We start from the raw sequence: 26753 nt of genomic DNA on the forward strand, positions 1-26753 counted from the left end.
ATCACCTACCTATAAATAAAGTTGAAACTCCATTTAGTTTCAACCGAAATAATACTATCGTCTTCAATTTTTATGGTGTTATATCCTGGTGCTAGTGTAATCCATTGCCAATTTGTATCAATGCCAACTCTGTTACCATCTAATATAGGATGAACACCTTGTATTGTTAATGTTTTACTTGGCGTTAGTGGCTTCTTATAAACAAATTTATCTTCTGTTGTTAGATTCCGAATAGTAATACCATTTGGTGCATCGGCTTTAATTTGAATTTGTAATTTATGTCTTAATAAAGGGTCTATCGTATCTGATGAGCCATTGTATATATCAAAATAATCACTAGTGTGTGTATACTTAATAGAATTATCAGCTCGAGCAACTGCTTCAAATTGCCAATCACCGCTTGATAAACTAAATTGGTTTGTGTCTTTTAATGATTCAGCATAACCATCTTTAACACTAAAGGTCATCTCAAAACGAGCCATTGAAAAATCTGCATAATCAGGATTTACATCTGGATTGTTCACTTTAAACTTTATACCTGGATTATCAGAAGTTACTATATAATAAGGTTTCCTTTTGAAAAATATACTTCGTAATTTGAGCTCCATTAAGTTAATATCTACCTCATCTAAGCCATCTAAACCAAATTTAACTATTAAATTAAAAGGAGCGAATGATACTGCACCTGGCAGCTCTCCATCCACTCCTTTTATAGTTACATTATCTTCAACCACTACAGGATAAGAGGTTTTAGATTCAAGAAAAATAAAATCATTTATATATTCATTAATATCTTTACTTCCATCTTCATTAATTATTTTTAACCATCTACCATCTATCATTAGTAACCCCCTTGAGTATAACTAGCCATTCTTAGGTCCTCTCCTAAAATTTGAGAAATGATATTCGCTGCATCTTTAGGTGAACCTTGTTTTTGATTACTTAACAGTTTAATAATTGTCTGTGTAAGTTTATTGTTTTGATCATTCACTCTTACAAGCTGACTTAACATTTTCTCAATTGTTGAATTGTCATTATTAACTGTTACATTGGCTGAACCATTATCCATACCAATGTACTTCATAGCTTGTTCTATTAAACCAACAGCTCTTGTTCTCTTCGTATGATGAAGAGGAATAATAGCTTCCGGTCTATTTTTCTCACCAATTTCAGCTACTTGATGTTTATTAACAAAGCCACCGTTTTCATATTTTCTTGGACCTGTTGGTGACCAACCACCATTCGGGTTGAATTGTGTTCGCCAATTCTTGTTGTTAAAGAAAGCGAGTAATTGATCGTAACCATTTTTAATATTGCCATGACCTTTAACTTTATAATTGTTAAATGTGCTAGGCACATATTGAAGTAGTCCTTGAGCTCTATTGGCACCGTAGTTACCATCTTTTAAAGCAGTACTTTGAACTGCGCCTGCGTTACCACTAGATTCTGCATTGATTAACGAAATAATATTATTTAAGTCGTTACCTCTTAACTTAACATTCATTTGTTTAGCTGCTTTTTTAATATCGCCGGACCATTGTTTAGCTGATTTGTTTGTAGATCTTAAACTCTTCAACCAATTCATAGGATTAATTGCCGTCTCATTAGAAGGATAACCTTTCATACGCTGAATGTGTAGGTGAGGTGTAGTAGAGTTACCTGTGTTACCAGATAAACCGATCACATCTCCTGCATTTACTCTTTGACCTTTTTTTGCAATGACTTTACTCATATGCATGTACCATTGGAACCACTTACCACCAGGCTCATCAAGTGTAATTTGGTTACCACCGCCACCGGCAACTGGTCCTGCTTGTGATATCTTACCTGCTGTTAGTGCTCTTATTTTTGTGCCTGTTGGCATACCAAAGTCTATACCATAGTGCTTACCACCATTAAACATTAAGCCACCTGTATAGTTACCGAATGTTTGAAGGATGTTATCCCATGGTAACCAACCAGCATCACCGTCCCCACCTTCAGCTTCTGTGAACCAATCTTTAACTTTTTCTACTAATGAAGATTTTAAGTTTTTATAAGCTGCTTTAACTAAATTAACGGTAGCATTATCACCACCGCCAAAGTTAATGCCCATACTATCCATGACTTTGTTGACTAATTTACCAGGATGTTTAACATAGTCCCAAACATCTCCTATTTTATCGCCCATCCATGATGCGCCGTCTTTAACTTTTTCTAAGCCTTTACTTCCTAAGTCTTTAACAGTATCTTTGGCGTCGCTACCTGCTTTTTTCACGCTATGGTAGCCATCAGATATTTTGTTACCCATATTTTTACCTGCTTTAGCTGTACCATCAAGCAAACTATCGTACCAACGTTTACTCCCTTTAGAAAAGCGAGGTATTTGAACACCTGTACCTGTTGATAAACGTTTTGGTATAATACCTTGCTCTTGAAGCTTATGTGTGTGTTTAGCGTTAATAACGCCATCGCCTTTATTTAAACCAACAATCGTATTTTTACCTTTTGGCGCATCAATTGAACCATCTTTACGTTGAATTAACTCTTGTGTCCGTCCGCCCGGTCCATTACCTGGTCCTTTATCGTTAACCATTGCAACCGTAGGTTGTCTTAACCCACCGTTTGAATCAGTTGCTAACGATGATCCATCATAAGTACCTGTAGCTAAATGGGGTATTTTTTTTATAAGTTCGTTTTTACCCGTAATGGCTTTTGATATCTTATTAACGCCGCCAATCATACCATTCAAACCATCTACAGCTTTGTTGGCAACAGTTTTACCTAAATTGCTTGCGGCTTTACCCATATCGGCACCAATGTCTTTAATCCATTGTAGTGTATCGCCCAGCCATTTTTTGAATCCTTTATAAACAGATTCTGCTTTCTTCCAACCTTCACCAGCAATATTACCAAAACTTGTTTTGGCTTTACCCCACATGTTACTCAAGTTAGTTTTAACAGAACCATAAGCTTGACCGAAATATTTACTTGTGCCTTTCCACAAGGACTTGGATTTATCCCAGGCTGTGCTTGCTGCACCACTGAATTTACCTTTCGCTTGGTTATAAATACCTGTGACTTTGGTTTTGGCTTTCTCATATGTTTCCCCGAACCATTTTTTGGTGCCATTGTAAACTGATTTAGATTTATCCCAGACTTTACCTGCAGCTTCTGTAAAATTATCGCGTGTTTTATTATAAACTCCTGTAACTTTATCTTTTGCTGAATTGTAAGTATCACCAAACCATTTAGATGTATTTTTCCAAATACCTTTTGTTTTAGCTGTCGCAATACCTTTAGCTTCTTCGAGTTTATCACGGGTTGAACCTTTCACATTCTCCCAGGTATCAGACACGCCTTTAGTCACTTTGCCCCAAATATCGCCGGCTGTATCCCATGCTGAATACCAACCATTTTTGAATGATTGTTGGATATTTCGGCCTTTTTCACTAAACCAACCCTTGGTATTCTCCCAAGTTTCACCTAGTTTATTTGTAATCGATGACCACAAATTGCCTCCTGTTTCAAGGGCAGAGTTCCAACCTAACTTGATGTTCGACCATATATTTTGGCCTTTTTGGGAGAACCATTCTTTGGTTTCCTCCCACTTTTCACCGAGCCAACTTGTCAATGAAGACCAAAGATTGCCTCCAATTTCAAGCGCGTCATTCCAACCTGTTTTAATATTGGACCAGATATTATGGCCTTTTTGAGAAAACCATTCTTTCGTGTCTTCCCATTTTTCACCAAGCCAACCAGTTAAAGAGGACCAGAGATTGCCACCTGTCTCTAAAGCGTTGTCCCAGCCAGTTTTAATGCCAGACCAGATGTGGCCGCCTTTTTCTGAGAACCATTCTTTCGTGCTTTCCCACTTCTCAGATAACCAACCTGTTAAAGATTGCCACAAATCACCACCCGTTTCAATCGCTGTATTCCAACCATTTTTCAAACTGGACCAGAGATTGCTTCCTTTTTCAACAAACCAACCAGAAACATTTTCGTAAGTTTCACCTAACCAGCCAGTTAAAGAGTTCCAAAGATCTCCGCCAGCTCCTATAGCAATGTTCCAACCTTCTTGAAGGGCATCCCAGAATTCTTGACCTTGTTCAGAGAACCAACCAGTGATAGTATCAAAACCACTCTTAATATCTTCGCCAGCTTCAGAAATATTTTCTTTCCAAGAAGAAACGGCATCGCCAATATCTTCACCTATCGCTTTAAATGGGGTAGCAATCCATTCACCGATGTTCTCAAACCAGCCATTAACAAGCTCTTTCCAATCCGTTTCTGTAAAGAAATCTTCAACTTTGCCCCAGCCTTTTTTGAAAGCTCCAATAAGTTCATCGGTTTGATTGCCTATCCAAGTGCCAATTCCAGAAGCTTGTGAACCTACATCTTGCCAAAAACTATTCCAATCATCTTTTATAAAGCTTTTAGTTTTTTTATACCATTTTTCTGAATTAGAATAAACATGGCCACTAGATAAATTTACTTCGTCTGCTATATCTTTATTATTTTTTCTAACTGATTTACGTATATCACCAGTTTTTCCCTCAGCAGTATCTATCGCATCATCATAAGCATCTTCGATTTCTCTAACTCGCTTATCGTGTTCTTTTTGATCAATCTCGCCATAAGCAAGTAAATCATCAGCTTGAACAACATCATCTTCACGTTGTTTTTTAGCTTCTTTTTTAGCTTTTTTCTCTGCTTTGACTGCATCTTTAATAGCCTCACTTGCTTGTTGTGTATCAATAGCACCTGTGTTAGCGTTCATTCTTGATAAAATAGCTTGTTGCTCTTTTTGTCCTTTCGCAATACTTTCGGTTGTGATACGATTACGTTCATCCAATTTAGCTTTTAGGTCTTTCTCTTCTTGAGCTGTAAGTTTCCCGTCGTTAAATTGTTTTAGTTCTAATTCTTCGATTTCTTGGTTTAGCTCTTCAAGTCGTTTGACTTTTTCATCAGAAGCCTCTTGGTTCTTGTCAATCATGTCTTGTTTTTCTTGAGCTGTAAAGGCTTCACTGTTTTCAAGCATATTATTCAATTCATCAGATACTTTTTTATTGCGTTTTTGAACTTGTTTTAAAGCTTCTTCTCCAGCTTTTTGAACTGATATTTCAAGTTTTTCACGCATATCGTCTGTAATTTTGCCGTGGTTTAGTTTAATATCTGATAACACACGCGTTGTATCTTCTGAATACTTCACATATTTACCAAGTGCTTTTTCAGTTTCTTTAGAGACGCCTTTGCCTAATACTTTTGTTGTATCAGTGGCTTTATCAGAAGCTGTTCCTACTTTTTTCATAAAACTTTCAAAACTATTACCAGCTCTTTTAAGCAAATCATCGTCGTCTAAATCTTCATAACCTTTTTTAAAATTTGTAAAGAAATCATCTTTAACAGTTTTGCCCGTTTGGGAAAACCAACCACCTAACTTTTTAAGTTGATCAATGGTACCATCAGCAAATGTTTTAATAGTATCTCCTATGCCATTTACTCCGTCTCTAAACCATCCTATTTTGTCATACGCTTTTTTAAATACTGAACCTAATAACGTTATTGCAGTAAGTGCTATCCCTATAGGTCCTGTGGCAAATTTTAAGACACCTTTTCCTAAAACTTTGATACTTCCACCTAAAAATTGTGACGCTTGTCCTAACAGACCAAGTTTACCATTAGCTTTACCTGCAGATTTTCCAAAGAAGCTAAACATACCAGCTGAACCTTTTGCACTTCTACCTGATGTAATTATAGAAGTTGCAGCACCTTTATTTGCAGCAGCATTTATTGCAGCTTCTGCTGAATTTTCTGCCATTCTTCTATTTAAATGAGCATAACCAGATGTAGCACCTTGAACTGCTCTTAATAATAGACCGACTCCTAAAGTAACTGGACCGATTGCTGCAGTTAATCCCATAAGTCCTGCTATTGCAACTTTTGCTCCTTTAGGTAATTTGTTTAAAAAATCCACGCCAGATTTCAAACCACTTACCATTCCAGATAAGGCAGGTTGGATGGTTTCAAATATTGATAAACCAAGTTCTTCTGCCGCCGAACGAAGTTCTCTTAAACTACCGCCTAAACCTTTTTCCATCGTTTTAGACATTTCTTTCGCTGAACCTTCACTACCATCAATTGCCTTACTTAACTTCTTATAGTCCTTTTCAGAAGCATTAACAATAGCCAAAGCTCCACTCATAGCCTCTTTACCAAATATAGTACTTGCAGCAGCAGCTTGTTGGTCTTTAGATAGTCCACCTAGTTTTTCTCTTAGTTGTCCCATTACGTCGCGCATAGGCAGCATTTCTCCGCTACTATCAGTTATAGAAATACCAAGTTCTTCCATTTTTTCTTTCATAGCTTTAGTAGGTTTAGCTAGATTAGTAAACATTGTACGGAGTGCTGTACCAGCTTTTTGACCTTTCACACCAGCATTACTCATTAAACCAATTGCTACAGAAGTATCTTCAATACTGTATCCTAAAGCGCCAGCTACTGGGGCAGCATATTTAAATCCTTCACCCATCATTTGAACATTTGTGTTTGCATTTGCACTAGCAGAAGCTAACACATCTGCAAAATGCCCACTATCTTTTGCTTCAAGTCCAAAAGCTGTCAAACCATCTGTAACAATATCTGAAACTGCACCTAATTCTTCACCAGATGCAGCAGCTAAATTCATAATGCCCGGTAAACCTTTAATCATATCTTGCGACTTCCAACCCGCCATTGCCATGTAATTCATAGCTTCAGCGCTATCAGAGGCACTAAATTTAGTAGTAGCTCCCATTTCACGGGCCTTTGCTTTTAAAGCATCTAAGTCTTTACCAGTAGCTCCTGAAATAGCTTGAACTTTTCGCATACCATCGTCGAATTCGACGCCAAGTTTACTTGCATACCCCATAGCGCCTACAATAGGTGTAGTTACATACATAGACATATTACGACCTACATTACGCATACCTTGAGACATTCTTCCGAATTTATCTGACATTTTTTCTAAGTGATCTGCATTTTTGGTAAACGTACTATTCGCAATCATTTGTTCTTTATTGAATTTTTTAAACTCTTGTTTTGTTTGATCTATACTTCTTTCAAGATTATTCATCGCTGTCTTTTCTTTATTAACAGCTTTTTCTGCATTTGCAACATTCTTCGGATAATCTTTAATAGTTTTAGAAAGTTTTCTATGTTCTTGTTCTGCTTTTTTAACGGCATTATTAGATTGATTATATGAAGCTTTTACTTTTTTATTTTCTTCTTCAATGAGAGCATAAGATTGTCGAAGTTTTTTTACATTAGCTGTTTCTTCTTTATGGCTGGCAATTAATTTACGATGCACTTCTCTTTGTTGTTTAGTGGCATTGGAAGCTTGTTTAATTTGTTCAGTGGAAGCTTTTCCTGAACTTCTCAGTTTTTGTTCTGCATTTCTTAATTCATCTAATTTTAGTTTAGCTTTAGTTTTTTCAGCATTTAATTGAGATTGTTTAGTTTTAGCTTTTTGAAGTTCATTATCTGATTTTTTAAGTTCTTGATTAGATTTACGCAAAGCATCATCATATTTTTTATGAGCGTTAGCTAATTCTTTCACTTTTTGTCCTTGCTGTTTAATACTTCCTGTAGCTTTTTCATAAGAATCTTTAACATTTTTTAAATCAGTTTTAGCTTGATCGTACAAACGTCTTTGAAGTTTCATTTTATTGTTTAAGCCATCTAAACGAGTTTGATATTTTTGAGCAGACTGTTCTGTTTTTCCAAATGCAGACATATTCGCTTTTATTTCGGAATTCATTACGCCCATTTGTCTTCTAAACCCTCTCATGCCTTCTTCAACACCAGAGTTATCCATCGTGTTCTTAATCGTTAAGCCATCTATATTGTCCATTTTAAATCCTCCTTTCTAGCCAAATAGTTTGGCCAAGTTTCTACCAGTAATTACTTCTTGCTCTTCTTTTTGTTTTTCTTTTTTGTCATCACCATTTAAAATGTCTAACAATTGAAAATACGGTTGTTCCTTAACTTCTGTTAAAGTCCAACCGTACGTTTCCATGCAAAACCTCTGTATTCTCTTAATGTTTGATAAAAGCTCTTTTATTGAGACGGTTTTTCTGTCTTTCCCTCTTGCTGTTCTTCATTTTCTTCACTTTCTCCATCTTCTCCGCTGATTTCTTGAAACACTTCCTCTAATGCTTTTGAGTATTGTTTTGTCCCCATATTGTTTAAAATGTCTTCTTCGGTTAAACCTTGTTCAGAGAATAAACTCACAAAAAATTCACGTTCCATTTGACGCATTTTTTTCACATTTGGTTCATCTTTCTTTGCTTCTGATTCTCTTTTTTCCATCCACGCGTAAAAATTTTCTGCTTCTCCCATAGTGATTAGCTCTTTTGAATAGCTTTCTTTCTTACCAGTTTTTTGATTTTTAATTTCAAATTTAATCATGTTTAATTTCTCCTTTAATTTTTATTTGCAAATAAAAAGAGGGCCTATAGCCCTCAATAGTTGTTACTCTTCTGGTTCAGGTTCTGTTACTGGTTCTGTGACAGTTACTGAACATTTAGCAGTTTTACTACCATCCTCCGTGGTAACTGTTATATCTGTAGCGCCTGCTTTAACAGCTGTAATTTTGCCATTGCTGTCCACAGTAGCTACTGCATCATCTGATGATATGAAAGTTACTTTTTTGTTAGTAGCAGTAGATGGTGAAACTGTCGCATTCAACGTTTCTGTCGCGCCTACTTCTAAACTTGTACTTTCTTTGTTTAACTTCACACCTGTTACTGCAATTGGTTTTGTCTTAAATGCCGGAACATCTACTTTTTCCGATTCTCCATTTTCATTTTTACGTGATACTTGGTAAGTACCTTTTGGATAATCTGTGTTAGCTTCCAAACCATCTACAGTTACCGATGCTTTACCTTCAACATATTCTTCACTCTTTATGAGTTCTTCACCTTTGTACAGATTTAATGTATCTGCCATACTTTCACCTTCTTATTTAAAATATAAAAACCCCTATTGAGCAGAGATAGTAGCTGACTTGCTGTTAGCTGTTACCTCCACCGTTTGGGGCGTATTAGGGTGTTTCTTCTTCTGGTTTGTTTTCTGAATATCCTGGGAAAACTAAGTCAAAGAATTCATCTGATCCTTTCTCACCCACGTGATACCCAACAATTCTTGAACGTTCTTCAATCTTACGTGACATCCAATCACCGTTTAGCTTTTGTGGTTCTGGTGCTTCTTCTTCTTGTTCTTTTGTTTTCCATTCAATAGCATCCAAACTTAATGTTCCTTTAACTAACGCACAATATACTGGATCTCCTGTTAATACATCTTCTGATTCTCCAATCATAGCAACATATGGCGCTCTAGTATCATCGCCAATCCACGAACTACCATTATCATCTTTATCTCTACCTAGCACAGTATCTAAATCATCATCAGGAACATTAAATAAATCTAATTCTGATTGAACTTCATTAGTACCTTGTTTTTTCATCCATACACGTTTGTTTGAGGCCCACATATCAACCATTTCAGGTGCTAAGCCAGAAATATTAAGATTAACTGTACCACCATTTTCATCTTCCCATACCATTTTCTTTTTGATTTTGTCTTCACCTTGTTCAAATACACCTACATGAATTTTTTTAAATCCTGCTACTTGTCCCATATTTTTTCCTCCTTAAAATTAAAAGAACGTATCTATTCGACACGTTCGCCTTTGTAATATTGATTTTTAGGTATACCTTTATATCTACGCGACATAACATACCTTCTAGTTTGTTCGAAATATTTATCTAACTCTGTTGAAACTTGTTTCATATTTTTTTGCCACATAAGATAACGAATGCGTTTAGTAATATCAATTGTTTCTTGATGATTATACGTTTCTACATCTATTTGAATTAAATAGGTCTCTGACAAATATTTGTCTGAAACATATGAACTTGGCTTATCATATACTGGTGTTAAAACAATAAATGGCCCACTCGTATCATCGACTTCTGTTAGTTCATAGTTATAAATCCTATTATTAATTAGTGAATTGATAATAGGATCATTACTTATAATTTTCGACACGTATTTTAAAATATCCATTATTTTGTCATCTCTCTTCTAATAATAGAACGATATTTCAACTCACCAGCTTCTAATGTTTTGGCAATCACAGCATAACCTTTTGGAGTATATTTTTTACCATCTCGTGTATAACCATGTTCGTTAAGATGAATAATATTTTTACGATTTTTAGGACCTTCCCAATAAATCATTACACGCCTTTTCCCTGATATTGTTTCAGGTACGCCTCTTTGCATTTCATTGATAGACTCACCAGTGTCTCTAAATTCTTCAAATTGATATTTTAATTCATCTTTTACAAAGTCAGCTGCAGCAATTAAAGCCCTATCTGATTTTTCTTCCATAGCTTTTTTGCCGTATTTCATTTCTAGTTTTTTCATTACCTCTGGTATACCTTCTAATTTAACATCGTATATACCATTCACTTTAGGTCTACTCATTTTCGCCAACCACCACCGTAATGTAACCTGCCATGGGTTTATCAAATCTAATATCATAAATATTAAACAACTGATTCTCAAAGCGATAATCTTTTACTTTTATTGTGTGATTATACTTAGGGATAAACTGACGCTTTGCATCTCTCATAATAAAAGTAAAACCTTGTTCTTTGTCATTTGTTGATAAAATCTTTCTATCTTTAATCGAATTATTATATTTTTCTACTTTACAACAATATAACTCTTGGTTTTCTAAATCGCTTGGGTATGGTCCAGTTTTAACTTGCCCACAAAAACATAAATAAGTTTTAAAATTTTTAAAATTCAATTTAATCACCAATCTTTCAATTTTAGAATAAAAGATTGTAATGCATTATCATTAAACCCTTTGCCTTCTCTTTCATATTCAACGTAACCTCTAGTTTCATAATCTCTACTAACAATATAATTAATAGCTTGTCGATATAGAGGGTATTCATCGCTATCTTTATCATAAAAAGGGACGCCACTTAAATATAATTCTGTTTTCGCAGCGTCCACTAAGTTTTCAATAAAGTCATCTTCAATGTCAAAGTCTATATTCAACCATTTTTTCACTGAATTTATTTCTTCTTTATTCATTTAAACACCCCTATTCAGTGTAAATAGAAGCAGATTTAGCATTTGTTTCTACTTTAACCTTTTGGGGTGGCTTAGGGTGTTTCTTCTTCTATATTAGCAATACGGAAAGCACTATCTAAAGTACGTTGTTGATCATACCAAGCAGTTAAAACGAATAGATATTCGCCTTTTTTTACATCTTTATCTGTATCAAACGTTGTACCATTGTAGTTAATACCAAAGTAATTGAAATCTCCTATTACTGGTTTAACTGCTGCATCAGTAAATACAATTGGTTTACCAAATATTTTTTCAGCAGGAGCGTCAAAGAAATTAGTAGTACCGTTAGATAAAATATCAATAATTTTAATATAATCTGCATATCTCATATAAATCACTGAATTATCACGATAATCTTCATGTAAATCAGCTAAGGCATTAATGATAGCTTTATACATATTTGAACCAGCCACTTCTTTTACACTTCCATTATAAAATGACATATGTTCAATTCCAGGTTTAGGACTAGCAGCAAAAGCGTCTCTACGTTCTTTATCGGCTAATCCTGAACGTAAAGCATTCTCTACCCAACTAACTAATTCAACATCTGAACCATGAATTACAGTATCAGAAACTGCAGCAAATACTTTAAATTTGTATGTTTCGAATTTAACTGTGTCACCTTTTAGTTCCATTTCTTTAGCTGTTTCTGTATCTGTAATAAAATCATCGTCATCCAGTGTGTATGAGATACGAGGAATTTCTAATCCCTTAATATTTGTTAGACGTGCTTTTTCTCGCAACTGATTTCGAGCGAAAGGTTCTGAAACTAACTCTTTTGATAATGTAGTAGGTAAGAATTTGTCTCCACCTGTATCATTATCAGTTGGTAACGCATGCAATAAACGTTGTGCTTGTTCAGAAGGTTTACTGTATTCTTTTGGATTTAAGGCATGACGGTAAAATTCAGCTTTCGCTTTAATAATTTGATTTTCTTCATTTAATGACTGATATGCGTTTGTTTTATCTTTGAATTTACTTTGTTCTTTTTGTTCAATCTCTTTTACTTGAGATTCTACGATATCGTAACGTTGTTGTAATCCTGCTTTTTCTTCTTTTAATTGATTAACACTTTCCATATCAACATTCGGATTACTTGCCTTTTGACTTAATTCGTTATTTTTATCTTTTAGTTGTTCACCAATCATACCTAATGATTGTTTAAGTTCATATAATGTAGTCATATGTTATTCCTCCTAGAAATTGTATATTGTTTTTAAACTTTTACATTCTTTAATGATTTGTTCCCTTGCTTCTTTTTCCTCTGGTGACATAGTGTTTTTAGGCGTTTCAACCGTTTCTTTAATACTTTCAACATTAGTTATTTTGTCCACGTCTTTTTCTATATTTTCAGGAACGTGTTTAAATGTTTGATATATATCATTCGAAATACTAGCAGCTATTTCGCTAGCGCCTAATATTTCATCCGCTAAACCCTTTTCTAATGCTTCATCTGCCGTTAACCATGTTTCGGCTTCAAGCATTTGTTTTAACTCATTTTCTGATAAATTGGTTGCTTTATCTAAATAGGCGCTGTTACTAGATTGATCTGTTTTATCCAATAATTCAGCTGTCTCTCTTAAATCTTTCGAATTACCAATTGTCATAACCCATGAATTATGAATCATCATCAAACTGTTTTTGTGCATAAAAATAGTGTCACCGCTCATTGCGATAACACTTGCAATTGATGCTGCTAAGGCATCTACATATATATTCACTTTTGCTTTATGCATTTTTAACATGTTGTAAATCGCATGTCCTTCAAACACGTTTCCACCAGCTGAGTTAATATGAACATCTATTTCTGAAACATTATCTAATTGATCTAACTCTTTTTTGAAATCAACGGCTGTTACATCTGTGTCATCCCATTTATTAGATACAATATCCCCATAAATGTATATTTCACCTTTATTCTCCGCCTTTTTCTTCATCTGAAAGTAAGTTTTTTTCTTGTTCATTACTGTCACCTCCTTTCAATGTGTGTCTTTGTTCTGGCGGTGTATCAATCGGATATAAATCTCCACTAATTAACGGAGTATCGCCACCTTCAACAGGGGGTAAATCTTCCCATAATCGAATGTCATTAACAGTATAATAGCCACTACGCACAGCTTTAAAGTAAACTTCTGCTTGTGTTTTACTATCTGCACGTAAGAACGATTTAACATTAAATTTGAAGTAATACCCCATAGTCCGTCTATATTTAGTTAATAATTTTCGGTTAAATTCTTCTTCATACTGCTTAATAATTGGCAGTAATGTGTGTTGTAAATAGTAACGGTCAAGCTCTTCATTTGAGTTAAATGTCATTGCATTATTTGCATTCAAAAAAACCGATGGTATTTGAAACACATTTGCAATACGTTCGCGTGTTAAATTTTCTGTAGCTACAATGTCCTCAGATACATATTTTTTATCTAGTGGGTCAATTTCAACGCCTGGTTCTTGAAATAAAACGCCACCATTTTCTTCATAAAAATCTTTGAAGTTTTGAACGACTGATTTTCTCTTGTCATCTGATACATTCGTACCATATTTAAGCACAAAGGATTCTGGTTTCTCCATCTCTTTTAAATTAAAATTTCGAATAGCATTGTCAAAATCAGTAGTATTCTTTAAGACATCTACTGGGCTAATTCCTTGTACCATATTCGAACCAACAATGTGTTTGAAATGCATCATGTCTGTATTGTGGACAATTAATTTATTATCTGTTGCTGCGTGAATACTGTAATAAATGTCTTTCGATGTACTCTCAATTAATATTTCAACGACATCCGGATTGATTAAATAAAGCTTGTTAGGTTGATGATATATATCACGTTCAATTAATACATATGCATTTCCTTTTTCATTACGACACGTTTCAATTTGATTAATAAAGTCAAAACTACTAATTGAGCCATTAGGACTATCTGTAATAAGTAATGAAATGTCATTGGTAACTACTTCATAATTTTTATAGAGCTTTATAGGTATACTCGCCATTGAATTCGATAATTTAGTGATAGCTGCAAATATTGTTTCGTTAGTTTCTAAAGTGTTGCTGATAACACCCCAAAAGTTTTTATTACGCCAGGGTGAAAAATCATAAAGTTTTTCCTTACTTTGATCTACCCAATTATCTATCAATTTTTGTTTAACTTTACTAATTATATTTTGTTTAGCGATTGTCTTCACCTCCTAGCTCAGAAGTTCTTTCATACTAATAAATTCAATATTGCCATTGCCAGCGTCTGTTACAACTTTATTCATGATGTCTGTGTACGTATTTAATAACGCTGCAAAACCATCAATTTTACGATAGCGATTTTGTTTTGTTGGTAACCAATTATCATTACGGTCTTTAGTTAACTGAACATTATTGATATACCAACGCATCATCGGATTATTATTAAAAATAACTTTGCCATCTAAAAATAATTCATTTAAATCTTTTAATGCAGGGCTCAAAGTAATTGCACCTTGTCTTGTTTCCTCTGTTTCAAACCCATAATTTTTCAATTCTTGATTTAATTTAAAAGCATTAGCTCTGTCGTAAGTTATTTTTTCAACCGGGTAATGTTTATTCATTTCAATTATCCAATCGTACACTTTTTGATAGTCTACATATTGTCCCGGCGTTATCGTTAAATATCCTTCTTCTTCCCAATCTCTAAAAGGTATCTTTTCGTTTGCATATTTAACACGTTCTTCTGGCACCCAAGAATGAGAAATGACAGCTATATTTCCATCATCAAGTGCAAACGTTGCACAAGCTGAAGTGAAATCTTGTGTTTCAGACAAATCATAACCTATAGTACATGGTTGACCTTCTAATTCTTCTAAATTAATAACCTTGTTATTCTTTTTAAGTGTTTCATAATCAAGAAAACTCATTTCATCATTATTAACAAATATATTGAAACGTTTAGTAATAAAATCTCCACGCTCAGCAGGAACTCTCTTAGCTTTTTCCCAATCTTCTTTCATATCCTCTAAATCAATAGACACCCCTAAATTTGGATTTGCTTTCACCCAATTTTCAGGATTATCTAAATCATCATCTTGGTCCAATGAGGCTAAATAATAGAAAGTTCTTTCATCTTCAACAATACCATCTAATATATCTTTACCAGCTTCTACCATATCGACTAATGGTCCATCTAATTGATAACCAGCAGTTGTGATATAAACTAATAGTGGTTGCTTTCTAGATTGCCTAGAGTTCTTAATAACAGATATTAATTTATAGTCTTTATATTCATGAATTTCATCAAAAACCCCTATATGAGTATTCAAACCATCTAATTTTTCACTGTCAGCTGCTTGCGGTTCAATTTTAGAATTTGTTTTATCGTAATAAATAGCATCTCTTCTTGCTCTAAATTGCTTATTTAATTTAGGAGAAGCTTTTACCATCTTAGTTGACTCATCAAATAATAATCTTGCTTGTTTCATACCATTTGCTAATAAAACAACATCTGCTCCAGGCTCACCGTCTTCTGATACACCAAAATTAGTTAACCCAGATATAAGTGTCGTTTTACCGTTTTTACGACCAACAAATACAACACCTTCCTTAAAACGACGTAAGCGTGTTTCTTTGTCAACCCAACCGAATAAAGAACCAATGATAAAATGTTGCCAGGGTTGCAAAATTAATTGCCCATACGATCCTTTTGAGGGTTTACAAAACTTTTCAATGAATCTTATTGGTTTATGGCCTTTTTCTTCATCGAATTCCCATCTATGATTATTGCTTTTCAGGTAATCTAAATGTCTTTGGCATTCTTTTTTTACATAATTATTGGTAGTTATATTATTTTTAACTACTTGTTGCGCATACCATGTAGTAAGAAGCTTAGGTGACGGCTTATTTAACACTTTAATACTCACCGAATCCCTCCTCTTCTTCTACAATTTTTTCTCTTTGAGCTGCTGTAAGCCCTAATGACTTTAAAAGGTTATTAAGCGTTTGAACTGTTTTAGTTAATTCTATACTTAATGGGTTCTTAACCAAGTTAGTTGCTCCAGCTTTATTTGTGTGTTCATACATAAGATTCGATTCTTTTAACTCATCTCTCAAACGACAATAGAATTCATACGTTTCTAAGTATAAATTTATTAAAATGTCATCAGATGCTTTATATCCGTCTATATAGCTTACAAGCTGTTTTTTTGTTAATTGCAAAGTGTACCCCCCTTTCATGAAAAATCATTTGCGTTGCGAACGCCCTAACTTGCACCGGTCTCTTTGTTTTATTTTTAAAATTTAAGAAGCAGGGGGGGATTATTTTTTAGAAAATTATTTTAAATTTTTAATTCTAAACTTTAATTACTCTTACATTTTTTTGTTTTTCTTCCCCCGCAAAAACTTCTTTTTCATCTTTGGAATGGATTTTGTTATGACATGCAGAACAAACACACATCAAATTATCTAAGTCTAATGCTTTTTCATAATCACTTTTCACGTAAATAATATGGTGTACTAAATTGGCTTTAGTATTTCTATTCTTCCTTAAACAAATTTGGCATAAGTGATTATCTCTTTCAAAAGCCATCGCCTTGATGTTCTCCCAGTCTTTAGAATTGTATAATGCTTTAGACTTACGACTTAGTTCATCACTATCAGTTAATTTCTTATTGTATATATACTTGCCATACCATTCGTGTATCACTTGCATCACATGTTCTTTATTAGGTCTATCGCTATCATGTATTCTTTTCTTACATTCATCTAAAGATGTATCCATTCGTTTGTACTGAGTATTAAAGTGTGTCTCTATCTCACTCATTAACTTATATGAAAGGAATGTAGTAACGATATATAACACACCGTTATCTGATTGCTTAGCATGATCAATCATCTTATCTCTCATACTCATAACTAATGTATGTGCATTATCATTGTGTTGTTGATACTTTGTGCTAGTCATTGCATGTGTGAGTGCGTCATAGTCAAACACTAAATCATACTCAGTCATAGCATTACGAACATATGTAGTCTTGCCACTCATTGGTGCTCCATACACTACTACAATCTTCATGCCTTCACTTCCTTGTTCTATACGCATAAAGAAAGACACACCACTCAATGTGATGTGTTTCGATATAATATAGTATTGTTTATTTATAATTGTTAGTACCATTTGTATTCTAGCATTATCGCTATAAATATATTATATAAAATACTAATGATGATTACTAATTAGTGTTGATTGTGCTTATCCTGTTGATTGTGCTTATCCTGTTGATTGCGCTTATCCTGTTGATTGCGCTTATCCTGTTGATTGTGTTTATTGTGTTTATCTTGCTCATTAAGATACACATTCACGATATCTGTCATACGACTTTCAAAGTTTGTTCTACCTATATTCATTATCTTCTTAATTTCTGTAGGTCTCTTTCCTTTCTTAATTTCATAAAGTATATTTAGATTCTTATCATTGTCTATATGATGTTCGTATTTATCAATAAAGCTTACTACTTCAAGATGCTTATACAATATTCTATAGATTACATCATTACGTGTCACGATATCTAATACTTTATCGCTCGTTCCACCTTGAGCTTTAGGCATAGTAGACTCAACACCATACTGAGCAGTAGAGTTACTATCTAACTCATAACCTTCTTCAAGTAGTACATTCTTTCTCCAATGATATTCATATATCATTTCCTCTATTTGTTCTGCAGTATACATGACTTACCTCCAGTTACTGTTTAACTAATCTATTTATTACATCTTCTATTTCAGCCATTGCTATTAATTCCTTCATAGTCATATAACACCCTTTATCGTATTGATAATATAGAAGTGATATATAAGCAGGAACAATTGGCTGTGAATTTATTAGTACATTAATCGTTACATACACCTACTTCTTATTAATATATGCCTGAATATAATTCTTCAAGTGTGCCTTCTCATATCTAAGTTTAGATATCACATCACTTTGTATGCAGTTAGCTATGATAGATACAATTAACATGATTGCTAATGTAATTGCTATTATCCAGAACATTACTTACTCACCTCATAATCTCTCGGCACATCCGCCATATCGTTTGCTTGTTTCCTAACAATGATCTCGTATGTGATTGCTTTACTTAATTCGTATAAGCTTATAATTAATAATGGTTTGAGTATGTGTTTCATTCGTCGTCCTCCTTACTGACTCTCTCCTTAGCTTCTTCTGCACTCTCTGCATCCACCACAACAAATGTTTCATTGTCCTTAGCCTTAGTTGCATCCAGGAACACTTCATCTGTTGTGTGGTGTATTTTGCGTAATAGGTATTTTGTCATTTGATTACCTCCCATAATAGATGCAAGGTATTACTTATAGCGATACTAAGTGTTATAAAACCAACTGCAATAAATAACCAATATTTCTTATTGTGACCATTTCTTAAAAACTCATAAGATAATAGAAAGCACATGGTAGAAAATAACAATACTGCTATATTCACAACACTCACTCCTTGCCTAAGATTATTCGTACACGTTCAAGTATGTCTTTATCCTCGCAAGTCTGATTCTTTGATGAACGTGCCATTCCTTGTTTCTCCTCGTCTGTCTTTGATTTCATCATATGCGTACTGTAAACACTCCTGTAACGACCAACCATGTTGTTGTGCCAATATAATTAAAGTAACGACTGTATCGCCTATACCGTCTTTTAAACCATCTAGTTTGTTACGAGATAATGCTGCGCCAACTTCGCCACTTTCTTCCCATACTTTAAGCGCTTGACGTGTTGGGTCTGCTTTGTGCAAATCTTTATCTTTACTCCATTGTTCTACTTGTTTTACTAATTGATCTAATGTGTTAGTCATTTTGTGTCCTCCGTTTTGTTATTTTGATTTCTTAAACACTGTTTGTTAAAATTTTTTCATTGATTTTTATAAGTAAGAGGTGACTCAGCATTGAATAAAGAACCTAGTAACTTCGTTATAGCAATAATCACAATTTTAATATTCTTAATGTATTTAGCACCTTTCTTATCTATGGCTTTTGAAAAATTGAATTCTCTATAGTGAAATATAACTACTCCCCTTCTAGTTCCTTAATAAAGTTAACCAAGTGTATATAGTTATATGAATAAGGTGATGCAAACTTCATATCTCTTATGTGGTTGGTTAGGGTGGTGTATTTGTCTTTCCAATATCTAACTTCTCCATCACAACTCATTAACTCGTCGTGACGTTCTAAAATGTTTTATTGCGCTATCTTTATCGGTTATTGAGTCCACTTTTTCTGGTCCGTACTTTTCCATTAATTCTCTTAAATCATCTTTTAATTCATCGCTCATATATCATCACTTCCAAACATAATAATACTGCCTTTCATTTTCTTAGTTGGTAACATTAAAGCCAATACTACGATTGTTTCGCCGTTTCCTACGTCCATTGGCATACCTTCCGGAAAGTTTTTCATTTGTTCATTCAATTCACCTATTAATTCAATTGGTATTCCAACTTGTCGTTGTTCATTTTCTGTAATTGCAATCATGTTTAACGTTTCCACTCGCCATCACTCCTCTACTCACCTTTAGTCATAACCATAAAAAATATAATGAATATGATAATCACAGTCCCACTTGATACTATGTCTATCATCTACTCCACCAACCCTTTATCTTTAGTCCAAATAAGTGTTAATGTTAAGTCGTCGTTTGGAATATAAATAGCTTCTACATGCGTCAAATTGAAACCATTCACGCTTTCATTTGTCCATTCGTTATAACCACCATGTGTATTTCTAGTTATCAGTCTAGGTATCACTGTATCTTCATCAATTTCGATTTCTTCTTCGACTGTGAAAGTATTGTCCTGTGTTATAGTACATGGGACTCTTACACCCGTTCCGTCTGCAAGGAATGACACATAAGGGGCAAATCTAACATTTTCATCATCAATGTTATAAGCTCTCCCTTTTACTAACTCTGGATTATCAAATCCCCACTCAATCAACTGTGGTAAGTTTAGTTGTTTCTTAGTTTTTATTTTCATTTTCATCATCCTCAGTTTTGTAAAAATTATCACTTAAAAATTCTTCCAACATATCTTCTTGATGTGGTTTCAATTCAATACCTTGTCTTTCTCCTACAAGTAAAACTAATGCCATTTCCATCGCCTGCATTCTCTCTTCATTCATTCCTCAACCCCTCCATCGCTTTCCTGTTATGTTCCTTATCTTCTGGCAACACTGCCATGACAATGCTGTGTGGATTTACTGCTATTAAGAATCCTTTAACTCCACAATCTTTTAGTAGCTTTGCCATTTCGACAGTATTTCTGCCTTTAGTATCAAGTTTGTATTTAGTTTTAATTGTGTCAGAAAGTATCATGATAATTTATACTTCTCCATCACAATGTCATACTTCTCAACAAACTTATATCTGTCTTGATGCAACTTATTACTCCATTGTGTTAACTCATCCATAAATTTAAGTTGTTTCATGTAATCGTTAAACTCAAATTGTGACTGTTCCATACTGCCTATTGCTTTCCAGTATCTACTTGTACCAATTTCTGCGTTATAACTTGTGTTACTGGCTCTAAGAAATGACTTATAGCTTTTATCAGCAAGTTGTAGCAGTTTCTTTATCACGACATCTGAATGCATAGTTAATAATTGTCCTGAGTTCATCTACTTCACATCCCATACTTCGAATGCACGCTCTATCATATCTCTAGCTTTAGCAATATCTTCCTTGCCATTTTTTCTAGGCGCTCTACCGATATATTGAATGGCTTGTCCTATCCATGCAGCAACTACTGGATTATAGTGTTTGCAAATAGCTTCAACGATTTCATACATTTCAAAATCCTCAAATTGATAGTAATCTGGTTTAACATTTTGTTCGTTACGCTTACGTTGTTGTACGTCGTTGGATTGTTTATGAGATATAATTTCTTCATTAGGACCAACTGTTGAATTACTGTAACTATATATCTTACCTGGGTTAGGCGTGCTCACACGCTCCGTCTTACTCTCTATATAGTTACTCCACAAATCAAAGTAGTTACTATCATCAAAATGGTAAAAGTTACCAAGTGAATCAATACCTGCTTCATTCTTATCATCTTCGTTAAATATAATTTCATCCACACGTCCAACAACCGTCATTCCTTCGCTATACTCACTCTTGCCTAAGTCATACACAATAACGTAATCATTTATATTCAAGTCTCTTATCTTCATCTAACGTACCGCCTTAGGAAACGCATCATATTTCATTAAATCATCCACATATTTACAACGTGGATACGGTGGTTGCGGTGTTCCGTCGTACAACCAAGGTCGTTCTTCTCTTTGCTTTTCGTCTCTCAATCTTTCTCTGGTCTTTCTTGCCTTACTTTGTAAGTAATTAATATTCTGTGCTTCTCGATAATCTTCTAATCTAACGCCTCTCGGTACAGAATAAGCCTCTTGAACTGTCCAACCATTTTTCAATCTTGTACGAATATATTTAATCCCTAAACCTAATGCTTCTGCTTTAGCTTCATGCTCTGGGTGAACAAAAAATGTATATCCTGCTACTGTTATTTGTTTCATTCTCAATACTCCTTTACTTGTACGTCTGACACGTCTCTAAACTTAATATCTTCAAAGCCTAATAGCTCTGGATTGTTTGCATACTTCTCATACGCTTTATCTGCTTCTACATCTTTTATATCTTCTAAGTCATAGTTGCCTGCTACTGGTACAACGACTTCTTGTTCAACCTCTACTCTAATTTGAAGTGTGATTGTTTCTTCACTCATTTAGATCACTCCAATACTCTAATTCCATAATCACTTTCGGAGTTTCTGCATACTTTTTAAAACTTCTTATCTCTACTATTTGATTGTCGTCTTGCCACACATGACCGTTTGCAGCATCCAATACAGTTTTAATTAAGTTATCAATGTCTGGTTTCGTTCTCTTATACTGTCCTACCATTGCCACATGTTTCTTCTTACTCCACGACTTGAGCAGTGGAAAGTGAAACTCAATTGTTAATCTAATTGGCTTATCTATCATCATGTATGGCATCTGTTGTCTTAACATTTTCTTATGGTTTGTATATTTAGCAGGCATGTATGTTTGTACAAATCTTCCTGCATTTCTAAATCTCGGTCTAGGTGATGCCATAGGAGCATCTACTATAAGCTCTATACGTTTCATTTAGTCACTCCTACATGTAATCAAATATGCTTGTTTGATCTGCACGTTCTAATCGGAATGTGCGCTTGATTGCTTCTAATCTCTCGTCACTTACAATGTATTCATCTATGTCGAAATGCTTATGCAATCCAAATACACGGTTTCTATTATTATCTAATGGGATAACGTCGATAGTTATATTGCTATTGTTCTGTTTCAATCTGTATTCTGTACTCAATCCCATTTAACTCACCTCGCGAATAGCGTTTATTGTAGTGCGTTTTACTTTCTCTGCGAACAATAATTCATCTAACGTTATTTCGTCTCCGTGTGCCCCATCTATGAACTTCTGTGCGTACATATCGCTTAAGTTTGGAGCATCTAAAAAGTCTTTTACATATTGAATTGTTTTTACCATGCGTCTCTCTCCCTGTAGTCATCACCAAGAACTCTCACTTGGCGTGAATTATGTTTCATTCTTGAATTAATACGTTGCCAATTCATATTTTGATTTAATTCCTTATCACTAAAGTTAGTAGTGAATATGTTATTCTTACCTGCTCTGTTATCTACAATGCTGAATAGTTTGTTTAATGTATGTTCAGTGTTCTCTACACCTATATCATCTAGTACAAGTAAATCTATACTACTTAGTAACTTAACGAGTTCGTCTGTCGTTTCATCTGCATTTTTATTGTAAGTAGCTTTGATACGATCCATTAACATTGGTATGTGCATAAATGCTACGGAATAACCTTGAGCTTTAATCGCTTTCGCTATAGAATAGGCTAGATGCGATTTACCAGTACCGTATGAGCCTTGCATGATTAATGACTTAGGTTTATCTATAGAAAACGTTTTGACGTACTCTATAGCTGTTTGTTTAGCATCTGTTTGTGATTGGTTCTGTGGTTGATAGTTATTTACTGTGGCATCCTGTAATGAGTAATTAACATTAGATTGATTAAATATATTATTGATTGCTTTCTGCTTACGCTTTTTCTCTGCTTCTATTCCTGCTGCAATCATGCTACATTCACAACCGTCTCGGTATTCGTAACCACTACCAAACTTGTGCAAGTCATACTTGTTACCGCACTTCTCACAATACAGGCCTCTTTCTATCTCATTAGCTTCATATTGCTTAAGCGTTTCCGTTATTTTAGGGCTTAACATTTTTTTCATTTAATCACTCCTAATCCCAATAACTAAGGTCGTACTTCATACGTTCTAGTTGGTCTTGTCCTGTCGGTTGTGTTTCTTCTGTAAAGTCATTCATATAGCTTTCTTGACTTAAAAATGTTTTAGGGTACTTTTGATACTGTTTATTAGTTATAGTCTTTAGGTACTCTCTAGTGCCGTCCATGATAGTTTCATAACTATGCTTCTTGAGTGCTGATTTAAATAAGCTAAATGCTTTTTTCTTATCTAGCTTTTTATCATAAAGTTTCCACCAATTCTCAAAACGTTCACGCGTAACGTCAGTTGCGCTAGTATTAATTGTCTGACTGTTATTTGTAATACTGTTAATTGTAGAACTGTTAATTGTAGTACCTACGTTTTGTCCCGGTAGATTTCTTCCCGGTAAGTTTTGTACCGGTACGAAATGACCTGATACGGGGTTGTGTTCTATTGTATAAATGTTTTTACTAAAGCCATTGTTTGTTCGTTCTCTTTTTATTGATAAGTAACCATTATCTTCAAGTTGTTTTCTGTACTTCTGAAACCTTTTACCACTTATATTAAGCTCGTGACATATTAAACTTACTCCAGGAAAGGCTGTTTCATTTGCTCCAGCATATGCAGACAAGTAACTATACAACGCTTTAGCTTCTATACTTATACTTGTATCTTTCATTACTCGTTTGAATACTAAGCCATAACCAGTAATGGAACTCTTGATACTATCGCTCATTGTTTCTCACCTCTTAACATGCTGTTTAACTTTTCATCCACATTCACCCAAGCATTTTCTAAATGATGTAGTTTATTAAAACTATCCATTCCTATATTGTGCTGTTGATTATGGTGGAATCTACATAATGCTAATACTTTGTTTCCGTAGTGATTTATCTTGTTTCTGTTACGTCCTCTACCTACTGTTTGATAGTGTGCTAAATCTGCATTTTTAGCGCCACACACAACACATATTCTGCTTATAGTAGATTTATATATAAAATAGTTATCGTTGCTCATAAGGTCGCTAGTAGCCTTATTCATAGGTATGTCATGAGTGAATACAAAGTCTAAGATTAACTCTATTAATTCACTGGCTTGTCTTCTGCTACAGTTGCTTAATGAGATAGGTTCATAACCATGTAGAAACTCTAATTGTTTTTGAAACATGTAACGTAGATAATCCATTGGTTGACCGTAGTGATTGAATATATCTCTTACCATTGCGAATACTTTTCTACGTTGCTTATCCGTTATCTTGTACGGATCATTCACGATTACATCGCACTCTACTTCTAGTCCGTTATCTAACAGTAAGAAGTCTTTGTTTTCTAAAGTTACACCCTCGATGACAGCAGTTATTGTGCCGTCATCTTGCTGGATGTAGTTTTTTATAATTGCCACTTAAATCAGTCCAATCAGAAAGGTAAAGAATCATTATCGATATCTACACCGTTTGCAAATGGGTTGTCATTGCTTGGCTGTTGCTTATTAGTACTTGACTGTTGCCCTTTTGAAGCATTTTGTTGATTGTTGTTCCCTTTAGGTTCTAAAAATTGAACACTGTCCGCTATTACTTCTGTAACGAATACTCGTTTCCCTTCATTATTTTCATAACTACGTGACTGTATACGGCCATCAACGCCTGCTAAGCTGCCTTTGAATAAGTAATTGTTTACATTTTCTGCTTGTTTTTTAAACACAACTACATTGATAAAGTCTGCTTCACGTTCTCCTTGAGCATTTGTAAACGTTCTGTTAACAGCTAAGGTAAAATTCGCCACATTCACTCCAGATGGTGTTGTTCTGAACTCTGGATCTTTAGTTAAACGACCAACTAACACTACTCTATTTATCATTTTCATCATCCTTGTCTAATTGTTTTAGTCCTGCATCTAATTTTGCATGTGCATTTGCAATTTCTTTTTGCGATACTTTGTTGATATTAGAAATACCTAACCAACGCATTGTTTTATCTAATGTGGCATCTCGTCCCTTTTCTTGTGAGATACTGACAAATTGATTTATCTTTTCTTCTAACTCTGTTATGTCATTGTCACTTGCACTCGGCACTTCTTCACCGTTATAGATATATAAACCTAATCCGTGTAGTGCTGCTGCTTTAACGAAGCATCTTTTCATTGCTTTGTTAATATCAAATGGTGTTGCGCTACCTTTGGATAACGCTTTGTTTCTAAAGTCTAATACTGGCAGCCATTCAGTTTCAGTTTGTCCTTTTACAGTTACTGACGTTTGTATAAAGTAACCTTCTGGTGTAGCAAGAAACGGTACAAAATAATCATCTCTGTTTACATCTGGATGTGGGAATTCGTGATATTTTGTTGTGTATGTTGGATCAATTCGTTTTAATTCTTGATGTGCATATGACCAAGCTAAGTACGTTAAGCCATTTTTCTTCTCTACATGGTCGTTCACATTCTTTGAATTAAGTTGATTGAATAATGTTTGTTCAGTCATTGTCTTCCTCCGTATCTACAAAATATGATGCTGGATATACTTTCTTTATCGCTTTGTGCCTTGTCATGTCTATTGAAGATTTTTCTGTGCCATCAAACTCACGTGCATCGCCAATATAGTTTGAATATTTAATAGTTGATTTTTTATCAATTGGTTTATTACTTATATATAAGTCGTCAAAGTCTGTCCTTGCTTTAATTACGTAAGTTATAATATCCTTCGCCATTTGACGAAACACCTCTATTTTGTGTATGATTAATTTTGAATATATTTTCGAATACTTTATTTCGACTGATTGCTATCGCTAGTAGCTTTCAGTCTTTTTTATTGTGTTAAGGAACCAGTCCCAGCACAAATATGATAGGAAACTTAGTAATACTGAAAATGTAATGCCTAAGAAAAATTCTTGTACTGTCAGAGCTACAATTAATGTGATGACTGGCATTGTTAGTATTGTTAAAAACATCCTCATGCTATCCCTCCTTACAAATGTTTTTTATGTCTTGTTTTCAAAAATTCAATAAACTTTTCAATGTCTATTAAGCACATAGTTGCTGAATAACTAATGTATAAATCTTTAATCCCTTTATCGTCCTTTTTATAGTCATTTAAGATGTTATAAGTTGTGGCTTGGCTAAAATCAAAAAGTTTATGAATATTTGTAGCTCTTGCATATAAAGGTTTAACGAATACTTCATTACCTGTTAAAGTATTTTCTGACGTTGGTGGCGTTATAATTTTAGGCATAGTACCAACTCCTTTCTGGTATAATTGATTTATCGCTACTGC

General features: G+C 34.3%; 40 protein-coding genes. All 40 read right to left on the reverse strand.

Annotation, left to right across the window (positions count from 1 at the left end):
* Positions 1-5 precede the first annotated feature (5 nt).
* The 40 genes from IEU88_RS07865 to IEU88_RS08050 all read right to left on the reverse strand — a co-directional run bounded on the left by IEU88_RS07865 (position 6) and on the right by IEU88_RS08050 (position 26711).
* Positions 6-842 carry a phage tail domain-containing protein gene (locus IEU88_RS07865; RefSeq protein WP_103372660.1) on the reverse strand — a complete coding sequence of 279 codons (837 nt, stop codon included), beginning with the start codon at positions 840-842 and terminating at the stop codon, positions 6-8.
* Positions 842-7870 (reverse strand): phage tail tape measure protein, encoded by a 7029-nt coding sequence (locus tag IEU88_RS07870; protein ID WP_103372661.1) that lies wholly within the window; start codon positions 7868-7870, stop codon positions 842-844. Before IEU88_RS07870 ends, IEU88_RS07865 begins: the two co-directional genes overlap by 1 nt.
* A gap of 15 nt (positions 7871-7885) precedes the next feature.
* Positions 7886-8035, reverse strand: a complete 150-nt coding sequence (locus IEU88_RS07875; RefSeq protein WP_170006809.1) for a hypothetical protein — start codon at positions 8033-8035, stop codon at positions 7886-7888.
* A 41-nt stretch (positions 8036-8076) separates the two neighbouring features.
* A complete protein-coding gene (gene gpG / locus IEU88_RS07880; protein ID WP_103372662.1) occupies positions 8077-8427 on the reverse strand; it encodes a phage tail assembly chaperone G in 351 nt (116 codons plus the stop codon).
* Positions 8428-8490: 63 nt separating this feature from the next.
* Positions 8491-8967, reverse strand: coding sequence for an Ig-like domain-containing protein (locus IEU88_RS07885; RefSeq protein WP_103372663.1), 477 nt, complete (start codon positions 8965-8967; stop codon positions 8491-8493).
* Between the two features lie 94 nt (positions 8968-9061).
* The gene (locus IEU88_RS07890; RefSeq protein WP_103372664.1) at positions 9062-9658 is read right to left on the reverse strand and encodes a major tail protein; all 597 of its coding nucleotides are present in this window, start codon (positions 9656-9658) and stop codon (positions 9062-9064) included.
* Positions 9659-9690: 32 nt separating this feature from the next.
* Positions 9691-10086, reverse strand: coding sequence for a hypothetical protein (locus IEU88_RS07895; protein WP_103372665.1), 396 nt, complete (start codon positions 10084-10086; stop codon positions 9691-9693).
* Positions 10086-10508, reverse strand: coding sequence for a hypothetical protein (locus IEU88_RS07900; protein ID WP_103372666.1), 423 nt, complete (start codon positions 10506-10508; stop codon positions 10086-10088). The genes IEU88_RS07895 and IEU88_RS07900 overlap by 1 nt, the downstream gene beginning before the upstream one ends.
* Positions 10501-10836: a hypothetical protein gene (locus IEU88_RS07905; RefSeq protein ID WP_115359568.1), complete on the reverse strand. Its 336-nt coding sequence runs from the start codon at positions 10834-10836 to the stop codon at positions 10501-10503. The genes IEU88_RS07900 and IEU88_RS07905 overlap by 8 nt, the downstream gene beginning before the upstream one ends.
* Before the next feature lie 5 nt (positions 10837-10841).
* On the reverse strand, positions 10842-11129 hold the full coding sequence (locus tag IEU88_RS07910; protein WP_103372562.1) for a head-tail connector protein: 288 nt from the start codon (positions 11127-11129) through the stop codon (positions 10842-10844).
* A 71-nt stretch (positions 11130-11200) separates the two neighbouring features.
* The gene (locus tag IEU88_RS07915; RefSeq protein WP_103372561.1) at positions 11201-12352 is read right to left on the reverse strand and encodes a phage major capsid protein; all 1152 of its coding nucleotides are present in this window, start codon (positions 12350-12352) and stop codon (positions 11201-11203) included.
* A 12-nt stretch (positions 12353-12364) separates the two neighbouring features.
* The gene (locus tag IEU88_RS07920) at positions 12365-13132 is read right to left on the reverse strand and encodes a head maturation protease, ClpP-related (protein WP_046100242.1); all 768 of its coding nucleotides are present in this window, start codon (positions 13130-13132) and stop codon (positions 12365-12367) included.
* Complete coding sequence (locus IEU88_RS07925) at positions 13083-14354, reverse strand: phage portal protein (RefSeq protein ID WP_096810238.1); 1272 nt, start codon at positions 14352-14354, stop codon at positions 13083-13085. The genes IEU88_RS07920 and IEU88_RS07925 overlap by 50 nt, the downstream gene beginning before the upstream one ends.
* Before the next feature lie 3 nt (positions 14355-14357).
* Positions 14358-16052 carry a terminase large subunit gene (locus tag IEU88_RS07930; protein ID WP_103372560.1) on the reverse strand — a complete coding sequence of 565 codons (1695 nt, stop codon included), beginning with the start codon at positions 16050-16052 and terminating at the stop codon, positions 14358-14360.
* Positions 16042-16347: a P27 family phage terminase small subunit gene (locus IEU88_RS07935; protein ID WP_103372559.1), complete on the reverse strand. Its 306-nt coding sequence runs from the start codon at positions 16345-16347 to the stop codon at positions 16042-16044. Before IEU88_RS07935 ends, IEU88_RS07930 begins: the two co-directional genes overlap by 11 nt.
* Before the next feature lie 133 nt (positions 16348-16480).
* Positions 16481-16807 (reverse strand): HNH endonuclease, encoded by a 327-nt coding sequence (locus IEU88_RS07940; RefSeq protein WP_229719051.1) that lies wholly within the window; start codon positions 16805-16807, stop codon positions 16481-16483.
* Positions 16808-17364: 557 nt separating this feature from the next.
* Positions 17365-17859 carry a hypothetical protein gene (locus tag IEU88_RS07945; protein ID WP_103372558.1) on the reverse strand — a complete coding sequence of 165 codons (495 nt, stop codon included), beginning with the start codon at positions 17857-17859 and terminating at the stop codon, positions 17365-17367.
* A 175-nt stretch (positions 17860-18034) separates the two neighbouring features.
* Complete coding sequence (locus IEU88_RS13900) at positions 18035-18181, reverse strand: DUF1514 family protein (protein ID WP_494546326.1); 147 nt, start codon at positions 18179-18181, stop codon at positions 18035-18037.
* Positions 18181-18315 carry a transcriptional activator RinB gene (gene rinB, locus IEU88_RS07950; protein WP_103372557.1) on the reverse strand — a complete coding sequence of 45 codons (135 nt, stop codon included), beginning with the start codon at positions 18313-18315 and terminating at the stop codon, positions 18181-18183. Before rinB ends, IEU88_RS13900 begins: the two co-directional genes overlap by 1 nt.
* A complete protein-coding gene (locus IEU88_RS07955) occupies positions 18312-18464 on the reverse strand; it encodes a DUF1381 domain-containing protein (RefSeq protein ID WP_115359569.1) in 153 nt (50 codons plus the stop codon). Before IEU88_RS07955 ends, rinB begins: the two co-directional genes overlap by 4 nt.
* A gap of 212 nt (positions 18465-18676) precedes the next feature.
* Entirely contained in the window at positions 18677-18994 is a 318-nt protein-coding gene (locus tag IEU88_RS07960; RefSeq protein ID WP_103372556.1) for a MazG-like family protein, read from the reverse strand.
* Between the two features lie 344 nt (positions 18995-19338).
* Entirely contained in the window at positions 19339-19470 is a 132-nt protein-coding gene (locus tag IEU88_RS13760) for a hypothetical protein (RefSeq protein ID WP_255312532.1), read from the reverse strand.
* On the reverse strand, positions 19467-19685 hold the full coding sequence (locus IEU88_RS07965; RefSeq protein WP_103372555.1) for a hypothetical protein: 219 nt from the start codon (positions 19683-19685) through the stop codon (positions 19467-19469). Before IEU88_RS07965 ends, IEU88_RS13760 begins: the two co-directional genes overlap by 4 nt.
* A 92-nt stretch (positions 19686-19777) precedes the next feature.
* Positions 19778-20170, reverse strand: a complete 393-nt coding sequence (locus IEU88_RS07970) for a hypothetical protein (protein ID WP_103372554.1) — start codon at positions 20168-20170, stop codon at positions 19778-19780.
* Positions 20154-20315, reverse strand: coding sequence for a hypothetical protein (locus IEU88_RS07975; RefSeq protein ID WP_160148682.1), 162 nt, complete (start codon positions 20313-20315; stop codon positions 20154-20156). Before IEU88_RS07975 ends, IEU88_RS07970 begins: the two co-directional genes overlap by 17 nt.
* Entirely contained in the window at positions 20308-20508 is a 201-nt protein-coding gene (locus IEU88_RS07980) for a hypothetical protein (protein ID WP_103372553.1), read from the reverse strand. The genes IEU88_RS07975 and IEU88_RS07980 overlap by 8 nt, the downstream gene beginning before the upstream one ends.
* Complete coding sequence (locus IEU88_RS07985) at positions 20505-20810, reverse strand: DUF1140 family protein (protein ID WP_103372552.1); 306 nt, start codon at positions 20808-20810, stop codon at positions 20505-20507. The genes IEU88_RS07980 and IEU88_RS07985 overlap by 4 nt, the downstream gene beginning before the upstream one ends.
* The gene (locus tag IEU88_RS07990; protein ID WP_103372551.1) at positions 20811-21365 is read right to left on the reverse strand and encodes a DUF3310 domain-containing protein; all 555 of its coding nucleotides are present in this window, start codon (positions 21363-21365) and stop codon (positions 20811-20813) included.
* The gene (locus tag IEU88_RS07995) at positions 21366-21719 is read right to left on the reverse strand and encodes an SA1788 family PVL leukocidin-associated protein (protein WP_103372550.1); all 354 of its coding nucleotides are present in this window, start codon (positions 21717-21719) and stop codon (positions 21366-21368) included.
* Positions 21720-21721: 2 nt separating this feature from the next.
* Positions 21722-21928 (reverse strand): hypothetical protein, encoded by a 207-nt coding sequence (locus IEU88_RS08000; protein WP_103372549.1) that lies wholly within the window; start codon positions 21926-21928, stop codon positions 21722-21724.
* Positions 21921-22331 carry a RusA family crossover junction endodeoxyribonuclease gene (locus IEU88_RS08005; RefSeq protein WP_103372548.1) on the reverse strand — a complete coding sequence of 137 codons (411 nt, stop codon included), beginning with the start codon at positions 22329-22331 and terminating at the stop codon, positions 21921-21923. Before IEU88_RS08005 ends, IEU88_RS08000 begins: the two co-directional genes overlap by 8 nt.
* A 10-nt stretch (positions 22332-22341) precedes the next feature.
* On the reverse strand, positions 22342-22554 hold the full coding sequence (locus IEU88_RS08010) for a hypothetical protein (RefSeq protein ID WP_103372547.1): 213 nt from the start codon (positions 22552-22554) through the stop codon (positions 22342-22344).
* On the reverse strand, positions 22555-22728 hold the full coding sequence (locus IEU88_RS08015; RefSeq protein ID WP_160148683.1) for a hypothetical protein: 174 nt from the start codon (positions 22726-22728) through the stop codon (positions 22555-22557). It lies immediately after the preceding gene.
* Positions 22722-23495 carry an ATP-binding protein gene (locus IEU88_RS08020; protein ID WP_103372546.1) on the reverse strand — a complete coding sequence of 258 codons (774 nt, stop codon included), beginning with the start codon at positions 23493-23495 and terminating at the stop codon, positions 22722-22724. The genes IEU88_RS08015 and IEU88_RS08020 overlap by 7 nt, the downstream gene beginning before the upstream one ends.
* Before the next feature lie 10 nt (positions 23496-23505).
* The gene (locus tag IEU88_RS08025) at positions 23506-24225 is read right to left on the reverse strand and encodes a helix-turn-helix domain-containing protein (protein WP_229719047.1); all 720 of its coding nucleotides are present in this window, start codon (positions 24223-24225) and stop codon (positions 23506-23508) included.
* Positions 24222-24890: a putative HNHc nuclease gene (locus tag IEU88_RS08030; RefSeq protein WP_103372545.1), complete on the reverse strand. Its 669-nt coding sequence runs from the start codon at positions 24888-24890 to the stop codon at positions 24222-24224. The genes IEU88_RS08025 and IEU88_RS08030 overlap by 4 nt, the downstream gene beginning before the upstream one ends.
* 14 nt (positions 24891-24904) lie before the next feature.
* Positions 24905-25345 (reverse strand): single-stranded DNA-binding protein, encoded by a 441-nt coding sequence (gene ssb / locus IEU88_RS08035; RefSeq protein WP_103372544.1) that lies wholly within the window; start codon positions 25343-25345, stop codon positions 24905-24907.
* Positions 25335-25964 (reverse strand): Sak single strand annealing protein, encoded by a 630-nt coding sequence (locus tag IEU88_RS08040; RefSeq protein WP_103372543.1) that lies wholly within the window; start codon positions 25962-25964, stop codon positions 25335-25337. The genes ssb and IEU88_RS08040 overlap by 11 nt, the downstream gene beginning before the upstream one ends.
* Entirely contained in the window at positions 25957-26190 is a 234-nt protein-coding gene (locus tag IEU88_RS08045) for a DUF2483 family protein (protein WP_103372542.1), read from the reverse strand. Before IEU88_RS08045 ends, IEU88_RS08040 begins: the two co-directional genes overlap by 8 nt.
* 257 nt (positions 26191-26447) lie before the next feature.
* Entirely contained in the window at positions 26448-26711 is a 264-nt protein-coding gene (locus IEU88_RS08050; RefSeq protein ID WP_096810291.1) for a helix-turn-helix domain-containing protein, read from the reverse strand.
* Positions 26712-26753: the final 42 nt, after the last annotated feature.

The organism is Staphylococcus nepalensis (genome assembly GCF_014635045.1).
Taxonomy (GTDB): Bacteria; Bacillota; Bacilli; order Staphylococcales; family Staphylococcaceae; genus Staphylococcus; species Staphylococcus nepalensis.